At 33.8% G+C, this 22,517-nt stretch carries 22 protein-coding genes, 1 pseudogene, 1 riboswitch and 1 other annotated feature; of the genes and pseudogenes, 12 read left to right on the forward strand and 11 right to left on the reverse strand.

Translation table 11 applies throughout. From position 1 onward, the window contains the following. Positions 1-84: 84 nt before the first annotated feature. From RT412_RS05615 to RT412_RS05625, 3 genes are all read left to right on the forward strand, one after another. Positions 85-717, forward strand: coding sequence for a TetR/AcrR family transcriptional regulator (locus RT412_RS05615; RefSeq protein WP_313342259.1), 633 nt, complete (start codon positions 85-87; stop codon positions 715-717). A gap of 226 nt (positions 718-943) precedes the next feature. Next, positions 944-3,298, forward strand: a complete 2,355-nt coding sequence (locus RT412_RS05620; protein ID WP_313342253.1) for an FtsX-like permease family protein — start codon at positions 944-946, stop codon at positions 3,296-3,298. 18 nt (positions 3,299-3,316) lie between these two features. Then, on the forward strand, positions 3,317-4,069 hold the full coding sequence (locus RT412_RS05625; RefSeq protein ID WP_313342250.1) for an ABC transporter ATP-binding protein: 753 nt from the start codon (positions 3,317-3,319) through the stop codon (positions 4,067-4,069). Between the two features lie 266 nt (positions 4,070-4,335). On the opposite strand, the gene RT412_RS05630 is transcribed toward RT412_RS05625, so the two are convergent. Further along, positions 4,336-4,941 (reverse strand): GNAT family N-acetyltransferase, encoded by a 606-nt coding sequence (locus RT412_RS05630; RefSeq protein WP_313342244.1) that lies wholly within the window; start codon positions 4,939-4,941, stop codon positions 4,336-4,338. Between the two features lie 197 nt (positions 4,942-5,138). Here RT412_RS05630 and RT412_RS05635 point away from each other — a divergent pair, with 197 nt between their 5' ends. The 5 genes and pseudogenes from RT412_RS05635 (at position 5,139) to RT412_RS05655 (ending at position 9,151) form a co-directional block, all read left to right on the forward strand. Next, positions 5,139-5,969, forward strand: a complete 831-nt coding sequence (locus tag RT412_RS05635; protein WP_313342241.1) for a carbon-nitrogen hydrolase family protein — start codon at positions 5,139-5,141, stop codon at positions 5,967-5,969. A 133-nt stretch (positions 5,970-6,102) separates the two neighbouring features. After that, positions 6,103-6,576 (forward strand): annotated as a pseudogene (locus tag RT412_RS05640) (amidohydrolase family protein); the annotation flags it as partial. Between the two features lie 77 nt (positions 6,577-6,653). Next, positions 6,654-7,127, forward strand: coding sequence for a YaiI/YqxD family protein (locus RT412_RS05645; protein WP_313342238.1), 474 nt, complete (start codon positions 6,654-6,656; stop codon positions 7,125-7,127). Positions 7,128-7,152: 25 nt separating this feature from the next. Continuing rightward, positions 7,153-8,361 carry a PLP-dependent aminotransferase family protein gene (locus tag RT412_RS05650; RefSeq protein ID WP_313342235.1) on the forward strand — a complete coding sequence of 403 codons (1,209 nt, stop codon included), beginning with the start codon at positions 7,153-7,155 and terminating at the stop codon, positions 8,359-8,361. Between the two features lie 28 nt (positions 8,362-8,389). Continuing rightward, the gene (locus RT412_RS05655; RefSeq protein WP_313342232.1) at positions 8,390-9,151 is read left to right on the forward strand and encodes an aldolase/citrate lyase family protein; all 762 of its coding nucleotides are present in this window, start codon (positions 8,390-8,392) and stop codon (positions 9,149-9,151) included. Between the two features lie 137 nt (positions 9,152-9,288). Here the strand turns inward: RT412_RS05655 and RT412_RS05660 are convergent, their stop codons facing one another. Continuing rightward, positions 9,289-10,386, reverse strand: a complete 1,098-nt coding sequence (locus RT412_RS05660) for an MGDG synthase family glycosyltransferase (RefSeq protein WP_313342230.1) — start codon at positions 10,384-10,386, stop codon at positions 9,289-9,291. Positions 10,387-10,516: 130 nt separating this feature from the next. Between RT412_RS05660 and RT412_RS05665 the strand changes: the two genes are divergently transcribed. From RT412_RS05665 to epsC, 4 genes are all read left to right on the forward strand, one after another. Then, positions 10,517-11,071 carry a TMEM165/GDT1 family protein gene (locus tag RT412_RS05665; protein ID WP_313342228.1) on the forward strand — a complete coding sequence of 185 codons (555 nt, stop codon included), beginning with the start codon at positions 10,517-10,519 and terminating at the stop codon, positions 11,069-11,071. Beyond that, on the forward strand, positions 11,068-11,682 hold the full coding sequence (locus tag RT412_RS05670; protein ID WP_313342225.1) for a CoA pyrophosphatase: 615 nt from the start codon (positions 11,068-11,070) through the stop codon (positions 11,680-11,682). The genes RT412_RS05665 and RT412_RS05670 overlap by 4 nt, the downstream gene beginning before the upstream one ends. A gap of 98 nt (positions 11,683-11,780) precedes the next feature. After that, positions 11,781-12,024: a binding site (T-box leader), on the forward strand. 205 nt (positions 12,025-12,229) lie between these two features. Continuing rightward, positions 12,230-13,123: a cysteine synthase A gene (cysK, locus tag RT412_RS05675; protein WP_313342222.1), complete on the forward strand. Its 894-nt coding sequence runs from the start codon at positions 12,230-12,232 to the stop codon at positions 13,121-13,123. 44 nt (positions 13,124-13,167) lie between these two features. Next, positions 13,168-13,725, forward strand: coding sequence for a serine O-acetyltransferase EpsC (gene epsC, locus RT412_RS05680; RefSeq protein WP_313342219.1), 558 nt, complete (start codon positions 13,168-13,170; stop codon positions 13,723-13,725). A 165-nt stretch (positions 13,726-13,890) separates the two neighbouring features. Here epsC and RT412_RS05685 read toward each other — a convergent pair whose 3' ends face one another. The 9 genes from RT412_RS05685 to ribD all read right to left on the reverse strand — a co-directional run bounded on the left by RT412_RS05685 (position 13,891) and on the right by ribD (position 22,497). Then, positions 13,891-14,871, reverse strand: coding sequence for a GerMN domain-containing protein (locus tag RT412_RS05685; RefSeq protein WP_313342216.1), 981 nt, complete (start codon positions 14,869-14,871; stop codon positions 13,891-13,893). Positions 14,872-14,999: 128 nt separating this feature from the next. Beyond that, complete coding sequence (locus tag RT412_RS05690; RefSeq protein ID WP_313342214.1) at positions 15,000-15,797, reverse strand: ABC transporter ATP-binding protein; 798 nt, start codon at positions 15,795-15,797, stop codon at positions 15,000-15,002. After that, positions 15,798-16,817: an iron ABC transporter permease gene (locus tag RT412_RS05695; RefSeq protein WP_313342212.1), complete on the reverse strand. Its 1,020-nt coding sequence runs from the start codon at positions 16,815-16,817 to the stop codon at positions 15,798-15,800. It lies immediately after the preceding gene. Then, entirely contained in the window at positions 16,814-17,788 is a 975-nt protein-coding gene (locus RT412_RS05700; protein ID WP_313342209.1) for an ABC transporter substrate-binding protein, read from the reverse strand. The genes RT412_RS05695 and RT412_RS05700 overlap by 4 nt, the downstream gene beginning before the upstream one ends. A gap of 298 nt (positions 17,789-18,086) precedes the next feature. Beyond that, positions 18,087-18,273, reverse strand: a riboswitch (cobalamin riboswitch). A 74-nt stretch (positions 18,274-18,347) separates the two neighbouring features. Continuing rightward, complete coding sequence (locus RT412_RS05705; RefSeq protein ID WP_313342207.1) at positions 18,348-19,016, reverse strand: HAD hydrolase-like protein; 669 nt, start codon at positions 19,014-19,016, stop codon at positions 18,348-18,350. Next, the gene (gene ribE / locus RT412_RS05710) at positions 19,003-19,485 is read right to left on the reverse strand and encodes a 6,7-dimethyl-8-ribityllumazine synthase (RefSeq protein WP_313342204.1); all 483 of its coding nucleotides are present in this window, start codon (positions 19,483-19,485) and stop codon (positions 19,003-19,005) included. The genes RT412_RS05705 and ribE (RT412_RS05710) overlap by 14 nt, the downstream gene beginning before the upstream one ends. A 36-nt stretch (positions 19,486-19,521) precedes the next feature. Beyond that, the gene (locus RT412_RS05715; protein ID WP_398438973.1) at positions 19,522-20,715 is read right to left on the reverse strand and encodes a bifunctional 3,4-dihydroxy-2-butanone-4-phosphate synthase/GTP cyclohydrolase II; all 1,194 of its coding nucleotides are present in this window, start codon (positions 20,713-20,715) and stop codon (positions 19,522-19,524) included. Positions 20,716-20,746: 31 nt separating this feature from the next. After that, entirely contained in the window at positions 20,747-21,397 is a 651-nt protein-coding gene (ribE, locus tag RT412_RS05720; protein ID WP_313342201.1) for a riboflavin synthase, read from the reverse strand. Continuing rightward, positions 21,382-22,497 (reverse strand): bifunctional diaminohydroxyphosphoribosylaminopyrimidine deaminase/5-amino-6-(5-phosphoribosylamino)uracil reductase RibD, encoded by a 1,116-nt coding sequence (gene ribD / locus RT412_RS05725; protein WP_313342198.1) that lies wholly within the window; start codon positions 22,495-22,497, stop codon positions 21,382-21,384. Before ribD ends, ribE (RT412_RS05720) begins: the two co-directional genes overlap by 16 nt. Between the last annotated feature and the right edge of the window lie 20 nt (positions 22,498-22,517).

The raw sequence follows: 22,517 nt of genomic DNA on the forward strand, positions 1-22,517 counted from the left end.
AAAATCATTGACAGACATGAGATGTTATTATATGCTATGCATAGGCGACCGACGTTCGGTCTATAATTAAAATGGAGCGAAATTATGAGAATTACTAAAGAATATGGTGAAAGAAAAAATGAAATTCTTGATGCTGCTGAAAAGCTGTTTCTTACGAAAGGATATGAGAAATGCACTGTTAATGATATCCTTAAAGAGGTTGACATTGCAAAGGGTACACTTTATCACTATTTCAAATCTAAAGAAGATATTTTGGATGCGATTGTATGGAGATATAAAGATATGGTAATCAGGAGAACTGAGAAGATACTAAAAATTGATAATATCAGCCCGACAGAAAGACTAATGCGCACATTTATGGCTATGCAGATTACTAATCAGATTGACAACGATATAATCAATAATTTACATAAAACTGAAAATGCTTTATTACATCAAAAAATTTTAAATCAGATAGTCACTGCTATGGCTCCTGTTCTGGCTGGGATTATCCAGGAAGGAATTGAAAAGAAGATTTGGAACTGCAGATATCCGTTACAGTATATGCAAGTTTTTCTTGCAGCATCATTAACATTAACTGATGAAGGTATTTTTGAAATGGACGCTGATTCTCAGATGAAGGTTATGACAGCATTAATTTCGTTACTTGAGAAGATGTTAGATGTTCCTGAAGATTATTTCGCTCAATTGTTTATGCAGAACCGGGGGCAAATGTAAAGACATATGTTGCTGCATATGCAGTCTGCGGTATACTTGCTGACCATGTATTTGAGCCGATGCTTCTGGAGGGTGGCATTCTTGTTGAAGGTGTAGGGCGAATTATCGGCACCGGAGAAGGACGGGGAATTGGATTAATGCTTATAATCACAGGAATTGAAATGTTTACATTTGCGTTTATTTTTGGCTCCGGTAAAAGCATTAAAGAGATGGAAGGGAAATTTATATGAATTGGTTAATAGTTAAAAATGATTTTAAACGAAATAAAGTGATTAATCTTGCATTACTTTTATTTATATTTTTTTCATCCTGCCTTGCAATATTGTCTATGATAATGGCAGTACAAACCTATACATCAATTTCTGAATTATACAAGACAGCACAGCCTCCGCATTTTGTTCAGATGCACAAAGGAGAAATCAGTCAGGATGAAATAGATAAGTTTATGTCAAATTACAGTGGTATTACTTATTGGCAGACATCCGTTATGATTGATGTATATGGAGATAATCTTACAATTATTAATGATAGGGATACATACGATCTTTCTGATTTACGTCTTGACATCGGTCTGGTAAAACAGAGCGAGGCTAAGGATTTATTATTAAATTCTAAACATCAGAAGGTAACAATCCACAACGGTGAAATTGGAATTCCTGTACTATTAAGGGATATGTATGGTTTGGAAATCGGTGATAGAGTAATTTTGAACTCAAATGATATTATGAAGGAATTTATAATTAAAGAATTTATTTTGGATTCCATGATGAATTCCACAATGACCTCTTCCACAAGAATACTATTAAGCAATGGAGATTTTCATATGCTTGAAGGTAAGGTCGGAGAGAATGAATACCTTATAGAAGCATATTTTAATGACTCAAAAGAGGCATCAAATTTCCGGACTGCTTATGAAAATGCAAGACTTCCGCAGAATGGCCAGGCAGTAACATATACAATAATTTTTATTTTAAGTGCTTTAACGGATATCATTACTGTATTTGTGTTACTTCTGGCGAGTATATTTTTAATTATTATTTCTTTTATCTGTATTAAGTTTACAATCATGGCTGCATTAGAAGAAGAAATCAGTGAAATCGGCACTATGAAAGCAATTGGACTGAGTTTTGCCGATATAAGGGATATTTATCTCTATAAATACAGGGCATTGGCGTTATCAGGAATCATATTAGGAAATTTTTTTGCATTATTAATCAGCGGTATATTTACTAAGCATATCAGTTCTGTATTTGGAAATAAAGGGATATCTCTTCTGACAATCATATTATCGCTTGTTGTGAGCTTCATTGTTTTTCTGCTTATAAATTATCGCTGTAAAAAGCTATTTAAGAAAATCAAAAAACTCACGGTTGTTGATGCTTTAGTTACCGGAAAGGGATTTGAAGGAGAAAAGGGCGGTATAAAGGATGGACTATATAAATCAAAGTGGCTTTCCGTTAACTGGCTAATGGGAATACGTGAAATTTTCTATAAGTTTAAAGATTGGACAATTGTATTTGTAATTGTATTGATTGCAGTGATGATGATTATGATCCCCGTCAATTTGTTGAATACCTTCGAAGCACCGGAATTTATTACATATATGGGTAGTTCATTGGAGGATATTTTAATTGAAGTGGAAAATGGGGAAAATCTTGAGACAGGTTACAGGAATGTAAAACAGGTTTTGGATAATGATGATGAAACCCAAGGCTACTTTGAATATAGAAGGGTACGTGTCCAAACTATTGGTGCGGAAAATGAACTTATGAATTTGCATATAGACTGCGGGGATAATGCCGGGAATGAACTTCAGTATTTAAGCGGAAAAGCTCCTGTGGGTCAAAGTGAAATTGCAATGTCCTATCTTAACGCTGAAAAAATCGGAAAAAGTACCGGCGATACAATAGTGCTGTTATTTGATAATAAAGAGCAGGAGTTCATTATTTCCGGAATATATCAGGACGTTACCAGCGGTGGGTATACTGCAAAGTCAAAATATGATTTTTCCGGACGAACTTCTGAAAAATATTCATTTTCAGTAAGTCTTGCTGAAAATGCAGCAGTGGAAAGAAAGGCAGATGAATGGTCTGAAATCCTTGGAACGGGAATAACGGCAGATCCAATGAATGAATTCATAAACCAGACACTGGGCGGGGTTTCAAAGCAGCTTAAGAATATAGTCTTTTCAATAGTCATCATAGGCACATGCATTGTTATGATTATCACTGTCTTGTTTTTAAAACTGCGTCTGACAAAGGATTTATCAGGAATAGCTGTTTTAAAAGCTATTGGTTTTTCTGAACATGATATTAAACAGCAGTATATGATAAAAATAGGATGTGTATCCTTTACAGGCATCTTGTTGGGAACTTTTTTGACGGATGCCTTAGGAGAAAAAATTGTTAATGCGGGATTAGGTATTGCAGGTATTGGGGTTAAGAAGGTTGAACTTATTTCCAATCCTATAATTCAGTATATAATTTGTCCGTTGATAGTGCTTGTGCTGATTCTATCAGTTACTTATTTTGTAGTTAGGTTAATTGATAAGTACAATATTATTTCTATAATCAATGAATAGAAAGTTTGGAGGTGCGGTATGAAAACAATATTAGATGTTCAAAATCTATGTAAAAGCTTTGACAACACTCAGGTATTAAACGATATAAATTTTAAAGTGGAAAAGGGAGAGTTTATAGCAATTATGGGTCAGTCCGGATCCGGTAAGTCTACACTGCTTTATAATATAAGCGGAATGGATAGACCCACATCCGGCAATGTGCTGCTGTGTGGTAAAGATATTTCTAAACTAAAAGATGAAAAGATCAGTGAAGTAAGACTAAATCAGATGGGATTTATTTTTCAACACTCTTATCTCCTGAAAAATTTATCGGTCAGGGACAATATCGTACTGCCTGGATTTAAGTCCGGTAAGCTGTCAAGAGAACAGGTAAATGAAAATGTGGATGCCATAATGGAAAAGACAGGCATTTCAAATGTGGCTGATCATGATATTAAAGAGGTTTCGGGAGGTCAGCTCCAACGTGCGGCAATCTGCCGGGCACTAATAAATCAGCCGGACATTGTATTTGGGGATGAACCTACAGGAGCACTGAACAGCGGCACCACAAAAGAAGTGATGGATATTATCAATGAAATCAATAATGATGGTACAACAATCATCATTGTTACTCACGATGCAAGGGTGGCATCCAGGGCGAACAGAGTTATATTCCTTATGGATGGAAATATACATAATGAACTCATATTGGGAAAATATAAGGCTAATAAAATTAACAAATCATATCGGGAGAAAATATTATCTGAATGGCTGGAAAAACAGGGATTTTAGGGAACTTATTTCGGGAATGGGTTATGGTAATTCTATTCGCGAAAGATTTCCTGAATCAATTTGGGAGAAGGCATTGGGTCACAAAGATTCATAGAATTAATATCAATTAAAAAAGAAGATAAGACAATTGTTTTAAAGTACACTCATCCTGAAAAAGATAAACACCCTTTATATTCTGAAAATTCATATACTTCTTTCGATAAAAATATGATTGTTCAGCTCTGCCCATAATCTAAATTAAAATCATATAGGAAACATTATTTGAGTTACAGATGCTGTCTCAATTTAATATATTTCATGTATACAAGATAATTAATGCCGCTTTTATTACTGTGTTTTTCTTTGATTCTTTTAAATTCTTGAAAACCCAGCTTCGTATATAAATTCACAGCATTAAGATTGGTGTCAGCAACCTCTAACACATAATTTGTGTAAGGAGTGGTTTTAAAAATATTCGTAATAATTTCTGAGGCAACACCTTTGCCTCTATATTCCGGGGTAGTTGCTACAAATTCAATGCACCCCATATCAGGCTCTATTAGAAAAGGATATTGTTTCTCTTCAAATTCATGTTTCAAAATAGTATAAGCAATGGTTCCTTTTACAAAACCAAGGTGTTTTTTCAATTCCTTCTTTTCAAGATGGACAGATTTAATTTTCCCGTCATTACAAGCAGATATCCCGCAAATCTCGCCATTCAGACATGCAATATAGAAAACATCAGGATTAAACATATGTGAAAAAGCGTTTGTCAGTTTCTTTTTGTCTTTTGAAAAATAATGTAACCATTCATAAAATCCATCTACAAATATTTTGCTGATTTTATCATTTGTACTATCCGGGTATTTGGAAGCAAGTTGAATTTCAAACATAGCGATTCTCCTTTATAATATCCAAACATTATATAAATAATTAGAATTTACTATCAATAAAAAGTGTACATAAGAAATTATACCAAAAAATATATAATAAATCTACTTAAATGTTAACAAGGCAGCGATGAGATAAGTGTTCACTTGCGAATAAATGGAATATATTCTATAATGAAGTAAAAGGATGGTGTATCGGTATGAGTAAATTTAAAGCGGCATTACTACAGACAAAGGTATATGATGATAAGGAAAAAAATGTAGAAAATGCAGTCAGGTTAATTGAAAGGGTTTCAAAGGAAGGTGCGGATTTTGCAGTGCTTCCTGAAATGTTTTGCTGTCCCTATGATAATTCTCTTTTTAAAGCTTACGGCGAAAACGAAGGAGGTTTTGCTTATACAGCTATGAGTACCGCTGCCAAGGATTACGGTATTTATGTGGTTGCCGGTACAATTCCCGAGCTAAAAGACGATAAAGTGTATAATACATCCTATGTATTTGACAGAAACGGAAATCAAATAGCTAAACATAGAAAAATGCACCTTTTTGATATTGATATCGAAGGAGGTCAATATTTTAAAGAATCTGACACATTAACTCCCGGCAGGGATGTAACATTGTTTGATACTGAATTTTGCAAGATTGGTCTCGCTATTTGCTATGATATCAGATTCCCTGAACTGTCGAGGTTAATGGCGGCAGAAGGAGCAGAAGTGATTATTTATCCCGGTGCCTTTAACATGACTACAGGTCCTGCTCATTGGGAGCTCAGCTTCAGGGCAAGAGCACTTGATAATCAGGTTTATACTATAGGGGTAGCTCCTGCAAGAGATTTAGAAGCAACATATCATTCTTACGGTAATTCCATTGTGGTATCTCCCTGGGGAACTGTATTGAACAGAATGGATGAAAAAGAAGGATATATTATACAGGAAATTGACCTAAATTATGTGAAAAAAATAAGAAATGAACTTCCCCTGCTGAAACATATCAGGAAAGATATTTATACATTGAATAAAAGTATAAAATAGTTTTGACTATTATATATTTATAGTAGTTATGTACACAGTTAAATATAAAGGTAAGGAGTATAAGATGATAACGATAATAAGAAATGCAGAGGTTTATAGACCTGAGTATGCAGGCATAAAAGATGTATTGCTAATCGCTTACGCTAAAAGTGGAGGTTTTATTGATTTCACTGGAAGTGAGGACCCGGATTTCTGGGAGGAAACAGAAGGCGAGGTTAGCTTCAGCAAGGGACTTAAGAGATTGCTAAAAGAAGGTGTTGATGAAAACAATTATACTCTTTCGTCGGATGGACAGGGAAGCTTGCCGATATTTAATGATAAAAAGGAATTTGTAGGAATTGGTATTGGTAAATCAACTTGCTTAATAAAAGCAATTAAGGATTGTGTAAACAAAGAAAGCATATCTCTTGAAAAGGCACTGAGAGCAATAACTTGCAATCCGGCTAAAATTCTTAAGCTTAAAAATAAGGGAAAAATTGAAGTTAACATGGATGCAGATGTTTGCTTGCTTGATGAAGAGCTAAACATAGACACGGTTATAGCGAAGGGTAGATTAATGGTTCAAGATAAAACTCCTTTGGTGTACGGTACTTTTGAAAATAAATAATTCTCTTTTTATTTACTGTCATCAATCAACAAATTAAGACATATATCATAATTATAAAGTAAAAAGGAGTTTTTTCCATGCGAATTATAATAGATGGGGATGCATGTCCGCAGCGTGTCAAGGAAATATGTGAGCAAGCAGCTAAAGAATTTAAAATTGAATTAATTATTGTAGTAGACATTGACCATTATATTGTTAGCGATTTTGAAGTAATAGTTGTTGAGCAAGGCAGAGATTCTGTGGATTATAAAATTGTTCAAATATTCAGAGAAGGGGACATATTAATTACACAGGATTACGGTCTTGCAAGCTTAGTTTTGTCGAAGGCCTCAGCAATAATCCATACTTCAGGATTTTTTATTAATAAAAATAATATTGATAATCTTTTGCAATCGAGATATATAAGTGAAAGAATAAGAAAGCAGGGAGGTAAGACAAAGGGTCCGTCCAAAAGAACGAAGGAACAGGATGAAAACTTTAAAAAGTGCCTTTATAAAGTCCTGCATGAAAAGTTTGGTAAAAGCTCAAGGAGAACAATAAAAAAACCATAAATATTAACTATTGGAGGAAGAAAATATGTCAAACTATGCAAAACGAATGAAAACAATGGAGAAGCAAGCTAATATAATAAAAAGCTTATTCAGCTCCATGAATGATCCTGATGTAATTTCATTTGGAGGAGGGGCTATTGCTAAGGAATGCCTGCCGGTAGACAAAATCAGAGAAATTACAGAAGATATCATGAGAATTGAAGGCAGAGGTTATGAAATTTTATCTTATGGACCGGTTCTTGGTGCTAAGGATTTAAGAGAAGTTATAGTTAATGATTTATTAGCTCCTAAAGGTGTTAATGCAAATCCTGATAATATATTAATTATAACAGGCGGGTTAGAAGCAATGAATCTGATGTGTCAGCTTTATATCGAGCCGGGAGATGTAATTTTAGTTGAATCTCCTACCTTTGTACATTCGGTTGAAACATTCAGTATGTTTGAAGCAAATTGTATTCCGGTTGATATGGACGATGAAGGAATGGTTACTGAGGACTTAGAAGCCAAAATTATTAAATATAATCCAAAGATGGTTTATGTAATTCCAACATTCCAAAATCCTACCGGAAGAACATTGTCCCTTGACAGAAGGAAAAAAATCGCTGAGCTTGGAAGCAGGTATGATGTAATTATATTAGAAGATGATCCCTACAGGGATATCAGATATAGCGGTGAGGATTTGCTGCCGATTAAGGCATTTGATAAAACGGGTCACACAGTATTAGCCAATAGTTTTTCTAAAATATTTTCTCCGGGAAGCAGAATCGGATATGTATATGCAAATGATGAAATAATTGCTAAAATGATTGATGCCAAATCAGCTACAAATTCACATACATCACTTTTGCCTCAGATAATCTGTGCGGAATTTTTCAAGAGAGGATATTATCCCGGACATCATAAATTGTTGTGTGATGTACACAGAGAAAGAAGAGATGCAATGATAGAAAGCATCGATAAGTACTTCCCGGAAGGAACCAAAAGAACATTCCCGGACGGCGGATTATTTACATGGGTTGAATTGCCGGTCGGAATTAACACATCAGAGTTGTTAACAGAAGCAACCTCAAACCCTGACGTTAAGGTAGCATTTGTAGCAGGTGAGGGCTTCTTTACGGAAGGAAACGGCAAAGGGAGCAATTGTATACGATTAAGCTTCGGAGCAAGCTCACCTGATAAAATAAAAATAGGCATGGAGAGATTAGGAAAATTAATTAAATCTAAATTAATGTAATATTAAGATAACATCCTTGGAGGTAAAAATGTTTGAAAATAAACTTAAGAAGAAACTAAAAGGAGGTAAAGCAGCCATAGGAACATTCATTGTTTGCAATGCACCTGATTTAGTGGAAATTGCCGGATTAGCGGGATTTGACTTTGTTATAATCGATAATGAGCACGGACCTATGAGAGCAGAAAGTTCTCAGCATATGATAAGAGCAGCGGAACTGAGAGGTATAACTCCAATCGTAAGAATTCCTGATAGATTAGAAAGTACGATACTTCATACACTTGATATCGGTGCTCACGGAATTCAAGTACCACAAATAAATGATGCTCAGGCAGCTAAAGAAATAATAGAACGCAGCAAATATGAGCCCATAGGTAAAAGAGGTTTAGCTTTCCCTAAATCTGCGGATTACGGTATGTCGGGTATTTCCAATTTTACCGACTGTTCAAATGAACAAACACTAATAATAACTCACTGTGAAAATAAAATATGTTTGGAGAATCTTGAAGAAATATGCAAGATACCGGAAATAGACGTTATCTTTTTAGGACCATATGATATGTCCCAATCTATGGGAGTAACAGGACAGGTTACCCATGAATTAGTTGAAAATGCAGCTAAGAAGGTAATTGAGCTAACAAGAAAATATAATAAAATTGCAGGCATTTTTGCCGGAAATGGTGAAGCAGCAAAAAAACGTGCCGAGCAAGGCTTTCAATATATTGCAATAGGCATGGATACAACCTTCTACAGTGCTAAATGTGTAGAAGAAATTAATAAATTTAAAAGCTAACTCTTATGTCACCAATTTTTGCGCAGTCGAATTCACAAAAATATCTACTCCCTTTGGTCGTATATTTTTAGAATTCGTTGCGAATGCCCTAACCCTATTTTTCAGAAAAAACACTCTGAAAAATAGGGTTAGGGCATCTATTTCTCTATAGTTTCCACAACGTCTTCAACAATTTTGAAAGATGATGATTTGTTATACATTTTTTTCATATTATTTTTCATTGTATTTAGCATTGAAGGGCTGTTTATCAATTCAATTGTGCTGTTTACTATTTGATAAGAATTATTTGCAATTATGGCAGCTCCTTTTTTTTCAAAATATAATGCATTTTCTTTTTCCTGACCGGGCACGGGTTTAATTATTATTAAAGGAAGCTGGACGGACAATGCTTCACTTAATGTTATACCACCGGATTTAGTAATCATGCAGCATGCAATTTTGTACAGATCATCTATATTTTCTATGAATCCAAAAACCTTTAAATTCCTTAGTTTTAATGATTCAAGCTTTGACTTTTGCAATGTATTGTTACCGCATACCACGGCAACTTGAATTGATTTGTATTTGCAAAGCTCCATACATACTTTTTTTATATCCTTGAAAACTCCAAAAGCCCCCGAATTAATCAAGATGATTTTTTTATTTCTTTTAAATCTATATTTTTTATATAGCATAGAAAAGTTTTCGATTTCTTCAAATGCTTCTCTTATGGGGATTCCCGAAACAACTGTCTTTTCAACAGGTATGTTCATTTTTTTCAACTCTTCCTGTAATTCCTCGGTGGCTATATAAAATTTGTCTATTTCCTTGCTTAACCATAACTTATGAACATAAAAGTCCGTAACAATATTGAAAACAGGAATATTTTCCCCTGATTCATTTTTTATTTTTAATGAAGCTAAAATCGGAAATGTATTGATTATTACGTGGGGCTTAAATGATTTCGCAATATCTCTCAGCTTTTTATATCCGAAATTTCGGTATATTTCAATAACCCTCATATTAGTTAATTTTTCTGAACCATAATATAGCATAGAATATGCTTCACCAAAATCATAGCTTTTAATATAAGCTCTTTTAATTGTTTCTGTAATTGTCGGATGTGCTTCAGTGAATAAATCAACAACAAACACATTGTTGTAACCTTTATTTATAAATGCATTCTTTAATGCAGTTGCAACCATTTTATGACCGTTACCAAAGGGAGCTGTTGTTATTAAAATATTAAATCCCATAATTCCTCCAAAATTATATATCCTTAAATAAATGTATGGTTCTTATTATTTATATCATTAAATATTATAATATATAACTTGTTTTTATTAAAGAGTATTTATGTAAAAATAATTATATATGGAGGAAAATATGACAGGAGAATTTTTAGAAGCTTTTGCACTTGTATTTACCGCAGAAATTGGAGATAAAACTCAATTGATGCTTATGACATTATCGGCAAAATATACAGTGGTGCAAATGCTTTTAGGAATACTTTTAGGAGTTTTTATAAATCACGGAGCAGCTGTTGTAATCGGATGCTGTTTATCCAACGTTATACAAGGTGAACTGCTTCAAATATTCGCAGGTTTTATATTTATTATTTTTGGCATATTAACAATTGTATACGAAGAAGAGGACGAGAAAAGGAAAAGTTTCAAATTCGGTCCGGTAATTACAACGGCACTTACATTTTTATTAGGAGAAATGGGAGATAAAACACAGCTTACAGCAATGACATTGGCAATGGAAGCGGACTATCCCGGATTAGTGCTTACGGGCTCCGTTTTAGGAATGCTTGCAATTGGCTTGGTTGGAATAATAATAGGAACATCATTGACTAAACGCATACCTTCTAATATAATAAAAATAATATCCGGATTGGTATTTATTATATTTGGACTTATGAGGTTTATAGATAAATGAACATAAATGATGTAAAAAAACTAATAGAAAAATATGTACCGCAGCCTATGGATGAAGATTTTAGATTTTCAGTTTTGCTTCCCATAATTGAAATAGAAGGGAAGCTTAATCTTATATATGAGGTCAGGTCAAAATCCATAAGACAACCGGGAGAAATTTCTTTTCCCGGAGGGAAAATCGAAGACGGAGAAAGTCCTGAATATGCAGCTTTAAGAGAGACACATGAAGAGCTGGGTATAGAGATGGAAAACATAGAAATAATATCGGAAATGGACTATGCCACAAGCAAAAGCGGTTCATTCGTTTATACTTATTTAGGATATATTAAAAATACGAAGATAAATGAAATCAAATATAATAAGGATGAGGTTTCCGAAATTTTTTATGTACCTCTATCTTATTTTTTGGAAAATGAACCGGAAAGATATTTTATGAATTATTATCCTAAAGCAGACAATGATTTTCCATATCATATGGTTAATGACGGAAGTAAGTATAATTGGGAAAGCATAAGATATCCTGTTTATTTTTATAAATACAATGACTTTATAATTTGGGGATTGACTGCTAAAATTACCTACAGTTTTGTGAAAAAACTAAAGGGAAATTAAAAGGTTTAATTTTCTATAAAAAAATTTTATAAAAACTGTTGCATTTTGTGATTAGGTATAATATAATAATTAAAAATATAAACCCAACTAAATTAGTAGGAAATACTATGAAGAAGGAAAGTAATGTATACTGAATTTTAAGAGAGAGTATCTCATGGCTGAAAGGATACTTATCGGAGGTATATGTGAAGTGCCCTTTGGAGTACAGCACCGAAATTATTATTTAATAGTAGGCTGCTGCGGAGCATATCCGTTATCGTATAATAGCATGATGGTGCTAGCAAAAGGTGGGCAATTTTATTGTCAATAAGAGTGGAACCGCGGATATACTCCGTCTCTATATAATATTTTTATATGGAGTCGGAGTTTTTTTATGCCCTAACCCCATTTTTCAGTTTTTTTCCTGAAAAATGGTTGGTAGGTCAACGCACAGAATACCAAATTTGTGCGAACGGGAGTGAGCAAACAAATTTGTTGTATTTCCCTGCGACGCATAGCTATTAAAATAAATTTCCTTAGTTTATCGGGTTAAAAGGAAGGTAGTAATATGAAACAATTTACAACATTAAATTTAATAGGTAACACACCTATAATACAATTGCCGGGAGAAAATATTTTTATTAAAATGGAAAAATTCAATCCCGGAGGAAGCATTAAGGATAGAACTGCATTAGGCATGATTTTGGATGCGGAGAAAAAAGGATTATTGCAAAAGGACAGCGTAATAGTTGAACCAACCAGCGGTAATACAGGTATTGCATTAGCGTTTATAGGAAGATTAAAGGGATACAAAGTAATTTTGACGATGCCTGAAACTATGAGTGTAGAAAGAAGAACAATGATTTCTTCATACGGCGCAACATTAATTTTAACCGAAGGACCGAAAGGAATGAAGGGTGCCATTGAAAGGGCTAATGAAATTTTAAAGGATAACAGCAAGAATTTCATGCCTGATCAATTCAACAACCCCGCAAATCCGGAATTTCATTATATGACTACAGCTGAGGAAATAATAAAACAGTTAAATGATTTGGATATGTTTACGGCAGGTGTAGGTACCGGCGGAACTATTTCAGGAGTTTCAAAAAGATTGAAAGAGTATAATAAAAACATTAAAATTGCAGGTGTAGAGCCGGAAAAATCACCTGTAATATCAGGAGGAAGTCCCGGACCTCATAAGATTCAGGGTATTGGTGCAGGTTTTATTCCTAACACATACAACGGAGAAAATATTGATGAAATATTGACAATAACTGAAGAAGAGGCAATTGACACAGCCGTTGAGGTATCAGCTAAAACAGGTATATTGGTTGGTATTTCTTCAGGAGCCAACGTAGCGTCAGCAAGGAAGCTTGCGGCTAAATACGGCAATAATAAAAAAATATTGACCATAGCTCCGGATGGCGGCGAAAAGTATTTGTCAATGGTGAAATATTACTAACATCAAATCAATTGTTATTCAATTGAATGGAAGGGGTTGATAATATGATTAAATTTGTTAAATCAATTATTGAAGATATAGATTCGGTATTTGACAGAGATCCGGCTGCAAGAAACAGGATAGAGGTATTGTTGTTATATCCTCACATTAAGGCATTAATAGCATATAAAATATCCCACGGCTTGTACAAAAAGAAAAGATTCTTTTTGGCAAGATGGGTTTCAAATATAGGAAGGCATATTACAGGTATAGAAATTCATCCGGGAGCAACAATCGGCAAGGGGCTTTTCATAGACCATGGTATGGGTGTAGTTATAGGTGAAACCGCTGTTGTAGGCAACAACGTAACTATGTTTCACGGTGCTACATTAGGTGGTACAGGAAATGAAAAAGGAAAAAGACATCCTACAGTTGGCGATAATGTTGTAATCGGAGCGGCAGCTAAAATATTAGGCAATATTTATATAGCTTCAGGTACCAAGGTGGGAGCTAATGCAGTTGTGCTAAACGACACAAAACCTAATGCAACAGTTGTGGGGATTCCCGCAAGAGAGGTAAAAAATACCGGCAAGATAATATCATTATATGATTACGCAATTTAAAATAGGTCGCTGAAAATGCCCACCTGCTGCGTTGCCGTTCAGCCAGTCAATCCTCACGTATGTTTGAATACGCTGCGGTTGCCAGGCTTCCGGCGCCTTGCAGGATGAACTTTTTCAGCAACCTACCCAACGAGGGATTTTCCCTCGTTTTTAAATTGCACTTATTTATTGATTTATTACATTGCTGTAATCCGCTTTAAGAGGTTCATTTTCTTTTAAGGAAATATGACCTGATTCATATAAATTACCGTCTACGGTAAGATATATATTTTCTACTCCGTAGTAAGAACCTAAAGTGTTGGCAATACTTTGAAGTATCAAGCCTTCAAATCCTGCGCCGGCATTCATTTCATCAATGAAATTCTTTGTTAAATCTATATGCACACTTTCATCATTTTCATCAAAGTAAAGCTCGTTTATTTCGGTATTTATACTGAATAATTCATATACAGATAAATCCTTGACAGTTTTTTCAATAACATCCTTAGTTAAATCGTTTGTGTTAAATGATATTTGTACATCGACAGAGTTTAAATGAACTCCGTCAATATCAGGATAATATAATGTAACAGTTTGTATTAAGGGTATATTTTGTTCAATGCCGGCTAAAGTTGATGATACTTCGTAGTCATCATCCTTATATATTGACTTTATTAAACCGACATCCTTTGCATAGTAATTTGTACTTGTTCCCTGACCGTTTTCGACTATTACTTCAATTGCATTGAAATTGCCTTGAGGAGTTACAATTTGTTTTAATTCTCCGGTATAGGGAACCTTTAGTGCTGCGTTACCCTCTTGAAATTCACGGTTTGTAAAATCCTCCCTGAAGTAAGTTTCTCCTCTGCTATACAGCTCGACTAATTGATTATCTTTAAACTCATAAACTTTGATGGTTTCAGTTCCGCCGTTATTAGTTCTTGTTTGAAATCTGTTATTGTTTATATAATCTATGAAAACAGTGTATGCAGCAAATTCGTTTCCTTCACCTTGATACGAATATTTAGTATTTTCAACCACCGGGAAATAATCTTCTATAGAATATTCATCTTGATTATCATTATTACCATCAGGTATATTTGTATTATTTTCACATGCAGTAAACAGCATAAGAATTATTAAACCTAAGCTTATTAATTTTTTCATACATTCCTCCTAAATTTAAATATTTATTGTTTATATTATACCTAAATTTGAATATATTAACCATTCATACACATAAAAAACCTCCAAGGTAAATTCAATTTTATCTACTTTAGAGGCATTAAATTATTTTAATTAACTTTCCTTAACTTGAATGGTTCACTAATGTAGTATTCCCATTGTTTCAATGAATCCGTCATATATCCTGCAACATCCATGTCATACACTTTATTTAACAGCTTAGACGATATTACATCAGTTGCTTTACCGTAAGCAGCAATTTCCCCTTTATCCAAAAGCAAAATGTTGTCGGCTAATTTCATGGTCAAGTTTAAATCATGAAGAACGCCTATTACAGCATGCCCTTTTTCTTTGGACCAATTTTTTAAGAAATCTATTAACTCAGCCTGATTTTTCAAATCCAAGTGATTAGTGGGCTCATCAAGCAATATAATTTTTGGTTCCTGAGCCAATGTTCTTGCTAAATATACTCTTTGAAGCTGACCACCTGACAATGTGTTAATCTGCTTATCCTTCAGATTGTATAAATCTACTGCCTTCAAGCATTTTTCTGTATATTCCTTATCCTTTACAGAGGGCTGTTTGAAGCTTCTGTCCTTCATATGCAAATACCTGCCTAAAAGTACGGTTTCATAAACTGTATAAGAAAAGTAAATAGAAGAAATTTGACTCATAACAGCCATTTTCTTAGCCACTTCAGCACGTTTCATGGATAATATGTTTACATCATTTATTTTTATGTTACCTGTGTGAGGAATAAGTCCGGCAATTGCCTTTATAAGAGTTGTTTTGCCGCAGCCGTTTGGACCTATGATACATAGGTTTTCACCCTCGCTTATATTCAGAGATATGTTTTTTAATACGTCATATCCGTTGTAACCTGCCGATACATTTTTTAAAGTGAGCATTTATAACTCCTTTCTTTTTGAGAAATATACATAGGCAAAAAACGGTGCTCCCACCAATGCTGTAATAGCACCCACCGGAAGCTCGGAAGGTGATACAACGGTTCTTGCTATTAGATCACATATAATCATGAAAGAACCGCCGAAAATCATTGACATGGGGATAACAATTCTATGTGAAGAACCAAATATTTTTCTCACTACATGAGGTGCGATTAAGTCTATAAAGCCAATGACACCTACAAACGAAACTGCACTGCCTGTAAGTCCGGCTGATAAACCAAGCAGCAGCCATTTTAATTTATATACATCTACCCCCATTGTAAATGCCTGTTCTTCACCAAAGGTCATTATGTCCATTTCTCTTGAATAGCTTCTTAAGATTATAGTTCCTATCAATACAATCGGAAACAGAACGAACACGTTTGACCAATCCTTTAAGCTGAATGAGCCCATTTGCCAATAGGTAAGCTGTTGAAGATGTTCATCAGATAAAGCGGTTACCAATGTAAGTAATGCATTAACAAACAAAGAAAAAACCATTCCAACCAATATAATTGTATTATTTTCTAAATTTTTATCCATTTTAGCTGCAAATTTAACTGCAATAAAAACAGTAAACAGCCCGCATAATAAACCTATACTCGGCAGTGTAAATAATCCTAAAATCGGTATTCTAAACCCTGTTACGATTACTAAAGCAGCACCTAAGGAAGCCCCTGAAGAGACACCCAATGTATATGATGATGCAAGGGGATTTTTTAATACAGATTGCATAACAGTACCGCTTACGGCCAGGGCACCTCCTACAATAAATGCCAATATAGTTCTTGGTAATCTTAAATTCCAAACTATAGACACATGATTAGGTAATATTGTCGGTAACAATTCCGTATTAAACATTTTGTGTGAAATAATGTTTATTATTTCGTTAAACGGTACGTTAATACTTCCTAATGCAATACCCAATATAAAAATCAGCAAACAAATAATTATAGAAGCTGTTAATTTAATATTTCTCATTTTTTATAAGCTTCAGGATAAATTGCCTCTGCCATTTGCTCTAATGCCTTAATAATATTATGATTTGACAAAGAACTTGCATCCTTATCAATATAATAAACATCATTATTTTTTACGGCAGTTATATTTTCCCACCCTGAACGAATTTTAATTTCGTCTGTAGCATTTGCTATATAATCCACATTTGTAAGTATAACGTCCGGATTTTTAGATACTATTGCCTCTTCCGATACGGTAATCCATTGGTCCTGATCCTTTAATATATTTTCCGCACCTAAAATTTCAATCATTTCATTTAAAAACACTCCGCTGCCAAAGCTGTATAAATTAGGAGCTCCTGCTATTTCAAAATAAACGGTTTTTTTGTTCTCTATTTTTGAACCGAATTCCCTGTATTCATCTACCTTTATTTTCATCTCATCGATTATTTTTTCACCTATATCCTTAACCTGTAAAGTTTCGGATATATATATTATATCTTCGTATATACCTTCAATGCTATTGCTTGACGGTATATATACTACCGTAATTCCTAAATTCTTAATGGGCTTAAATGGATCATTACCCTTTGCCATACTCATTCCTGTTGCGTAAATAACATCCGGATTTAAAGCAACCAATTGTTCAACATCCGGATTCATTATATCAAATTGCGGTATATCTGAAGGGATTCCTTCAATATCCGAAGAATGCTTATCTACTGCAACTAATTTATCACCTAATCCTAATGCGATAATTATTTCGGTATTAGACGGTGAAATAGATATGATTCTATTTATTTCTTCAGGTATTTTAACCTCGTTACCTGCTCTGTCGGTCGTCGGTAATTGGGGAGCTTCTGTCTGAGGTTGTTCCTGTACTGCCCCTTGTTCTGCAGGCTCTGACGGTTTCTCGTTTGTGCATGCAGCCAAGCTTGCCAATATAAGTATCATAGCAATGGATAAAGAGATTTTTTTAATAATTTTGTTCATTTTGATCCTCCGTGTTATACGTTATGTTTAGTCTTTTTTATTAAAGTGAGTTATTTAGGAGCAAAGTTATCGCAGGCTTCATCACAAATTTGTTCGCTCCCTATGATCGCGCAAATTTGGATTACGCTGCATTAGGTCTACCATCCATTTGTTCATCGCTGTCGCTTGAACAAATGGTGGTAGCACCATAATAAAAAAAACGTTCCGAATTTTCGAAACGTAAAGCCCACAAATTGCTTTGAATGTGTATTCAAGTTTGCTACTACCTTTTTTCCATGAAAAGCATAGCATTTGCGGTATTTACGCAAATAATACTGGCAGGTTTTCCGACTTAGAGGTCATCGCAAGTTTTTAACCTTCCCGGGTTTCCAGTGGTTGGCATTGCCTAAAAAACTGCTCTCTCATTACGGCAGCAGGACTGTTTAGGATTTTAACCTAATTCCCTATTATCACATTTTATGTGCACCAATATCGAAAGATGTTTAGTTAAATAAAGTATATTACAAACAAATGTAGTTGTCAATTGAAGAATTAATGCTTTATGTTCATCTAAATCATATTAGTATTTAATACCTAAAATATTTAAAATCTCTGTAATATTTTTTATACTAACGTCTGCCATTAAACCTTCTTTTTTGTCTCCGTATCCGTATTCACAGTATATAGATTGAATGCCATTTTTGGTGGCCGCATCAATGTCGTGGAATCTGTCACCTACAATAACCTGATTCATTTCATAATTATCTTTTATTATTTTAAGCACCTCATGCTTTGGAATAAAATCATACATTTCAGAACAAATCATATCATCAAAATATAAGTTTAGGTTAAAAAGTTTTTTTGATGCCTCCATGTACTTTATTGAACAATTGCTTAAAAATATTAATTTATATCCTCTGATTTTCAATTTCTCCAATACTGTTAAGGAATTTTCATAAAGCTTTGCATTGCCCAAAAGAAATTGGTTTTGCATTTCTTTTCCGATGATTGAACTGACTTTCTTTTTAAATGGTTCCTCTAAATCTTTAATAAAATTGTCCCACATTTCTTTGATCGTATAACCTAACCATTTTTGAATTTCTTCATCATGCCAAATCTTATGCTCAGCTTTTTTGTTTTCAACTAAAAAATCATATCCTTTTCTAAAGCTTGGTGCATATATTTTTATACTGTCATGAAGTGTTCCATCAAAATCAAAATATATAGTTTTAATATTACTTAGTTTCATTTTGCTTTTTTAGCTCATCAATTAAATTTACAATTTCAATTGCGGTACAAGCTGCGTCGTATCCCTTATTTCCTGATTTTGTTCCGGCTCTTTCAATAGCTTGCTCAATTGAATCAGTGGTAAGCACTCCAAATATAACCGGTATACCTGATTCAAGTGAAACATTAGCAATTCCCTTTGATACTTCGCTTGAAACATAATCAAAGTGAGGAGTAGAACCCTTAATTACTGCACCAAGACAAATAACGGCACTGTATTTATTTAAGCCAACCATAGTTTTAGCTATCAAAGGAATTTCAAAAGCACCCGGTGCCCATGAAATTTCTATATCATCCTCTGATATGCCATGTCTTTTTAATGCATCCAATGCTCCTGAAAGAAGCTTTCCGCCAATAAACTCATTGAACCTTCCCACTACTATACCATATTTCTTATTATTAGCTATTAATTTACCTTCAAATATTTTCATCTTTTTCCTCCAAGATTTTTTAATTTTAAGTCGAATTTAAAATTTTAAGTCGTGTCCCATTTTTTCTTTTTTGGTTTTTAAATAAAATTCATTTACTGAATTACAGCCGACCTGAATATTTTCTTTTCCGATTATTTCAATACCAAAACCTGATAAACCAATTATTTTTTTAGGATTGTTTGTCATCAAATTTATTTTTCTTATGCCAAGGTCATAAAGTATTTGTGCACCTATTCCATAATCCCGTAAATCATCTTCAAATCCTAATGCTATGTTAGCTTCAACTGTATCAAGACCTTGATCCTGTAAAGTATAAGCTTTTAGTTTATTTATAAGACCTATACCTCTTCCTTCTTGTCTCATGTATAAGAGAACACCTCTGCCTTCTTCTTCTATCCTTTTTAATGCCTCGTGCATCTGATCTCCGCAATCGCATCTCATGGAACCAAAAGCATCACCTGTTAAGCATTCCGAATGTACTCTTACTAAAACAGGCTCATCTGTTCTTACATTACCTTTGACTAAAGCAATATGATGCTCACCGTTTATTTTATTGATATATCCAATAATTTTAAAATCACCATACTTTGTTGGCATATTTGCTTCAGTAACTCTTTCGATTAAAACTTCTTTTTTTCTTCTGTATTCAACTAAATCTTTAATAGTAATTAGCTTTAAGTCGAATTTTTTTGCATAATCAATTAAATCAGGCACTCTTGCCATTGTTCCATCATCTTTCATTATTTCACATATAACTCCTGCCGGATAAAAACCTGCTAATCGTGCCAAATCAACCGAAGCTTCGGTGTGACCGGTTCTGACAAGCACCCCTCCATTTTTTGCAGCTAACGGAAAGATATGTCCCGGCCTGCTAAAGTTATTTGGTTTAGCATCCTTTTCCAATAAATGCTTTATAGTACATGCTCTTTCATATGCTGAAATGCCTGTAGTGCATCTGTCAGAATCAACAGAAACTGTAAATGCTGTTTCTTTTGGATCAGTATTGTTGCTAACCATACTTTTTATATTTAATTCATCAAGACGTTCATGTATCATTGGCATACATATGAGACCTCTGCCGTGCTTTGCCATGAAATTAATGTGTTCAGGTGTAACCATTTCGGCAGCCATTAGCAAATCGCCTTCATTTTCCCTGTCCTCATCATCTACAACAATAACCATATTGCCTTTTTTTAATTCTTGAATCGCTTCTTCAATTGTATTAAACATTTCTATTCTCCTTCAATGAGGGCTTTGCCCTTTATAAAAATCCGTTTTCCATTAAAAAATTCATATCTATAGTTTCTTTATCCTTCTTATCATCTTTAAACTTCAAAAATCGTTCGATATATTTTCCAACTATGTCGCATTCTAAATTTACTTCATCTCCGATTTTTTTCGTTAATAAAATTGTTTCTTTTTTCGTAATAGGTATTAAAGAAACTCTAAATGAATTATCAAAAACGTCTACCACAGTTAAGCTTGTGCCGTCTATAGAAATCGATCCTTTTGGAATAATATATTTAATTATATTCCTGTTAGTTTCAACAGTAACCCAAGTAGCGTTGTATTCATCCTTATACCCCTTTATACTGCCTGTTCCATCAATGTGACCGGACACTAAGTGACCGCCAAGCCGGTCACTTACTTTTAAAGCCCTTTCAAGATTAACACAGCTTCCATTTTTTAATTTGCCAAGGTTAGTCTTTCTCATAGTTTCAGGCATCACATCAACAGTGAATGAATTTTTGGTAAAGTCAGTAACAGTCAAACAAACTCCGTTTGTGCTTATACTGTCTCCGATATTAATATTTTCAAGTATTTTTTTAGCTTTAACAGATAGCTTCATAGATTGTTTCCCATTTATTATGGCTTCTATTATTCCGATTTCTTCTATTAACCCTGTAAACATATTGAATCCTTTCTGACATAAGCTTCAATCATAATATCATCATTAAAAGTTCTCATATTTATATCCTTTAGCATGACAGCATCTTTAAGTTTTTCAAAACCGTTTCCACCTACAGGAGATTTTGAATTTTTACCTCCTAATATCTTTGGCGCAATAAAAATTATTACCTTGTCTACCAGCCCTTCTTTAAGAACAGAGAAATTAAGTTCAGAACCGCCCTCAACTAATACACTGTCTATACCTTCATTACCAAGCCAACAAAACAAATAAATTAAATCAACCTTTGATTCCTTAATAGGTGTAATAATTACCTGAATATTTTCCATTTCATTTAATGCTTCTAACTTGTTTTTATCAGCTTTCTCTGTCGTAGCAATGATAGTTTTTTTTGGTGAGTTTATCTTTAAAACTGTTGAATTTAGTGGTATTTTCAAAGAAGAATCAACAATTATTCTTATGGCATCATTGCCTTCGTTTGTTACCCTTGTTGTTAAAGAAGGATCATCTTTGATAACTGTATTAACCCCTACTAATATTGCAGATGCCATGTTTCTTAATTCATGAACATAATATCTTGATTTTTCATTTGTAATCCATTTAGATTCACCGGTACTTGAAGCTATTTTTCCATCCATGGTCATGGCCGACTTAAGAATGCAAAATGGTCTTTTTTCTTTAATATATTTAAAGAATATTTCATTAATTTTTTTTGCTTCGCTTTCTAATACACCGATTACTACCTCAATATTATTTTCCTGAAGAATCTTTATACCTTTGCCTGCAACTTTAGGATTTGGATCCGTTATTGAAACTACAACTTTTGACAGTTTTTCCTTGACAATTAATTCAGCGCATGGAGGTGTTTTTCCATAATGTGAACATGGTTCCAATGTTACATATAAAGTTGCACCCTCAACATTTTCCGTGGCATTTTTTATTGCATTTACCTCAGCGTGAGGACCTCCATAATATTCATGGTATCCTTCTCCTATTATTTTTCCGTTTTTTACAATAACAGCACCAACAAGAGGATTAGGGTTTGTTTTTCCAACACCATTTAACGCCAAAGCCAAAGCTCTTTTCATATACAATTCATCCATTCAATACATCCTTTCATATA

This window comes from Sedimentibacter sp. (genome assembly GCF_032080165.1).
Classification (GTDB): Bacteria; Bacillota; Clostridia; order Tissierellales; family Sedimentibacteraceae; genus Sedimentibacter.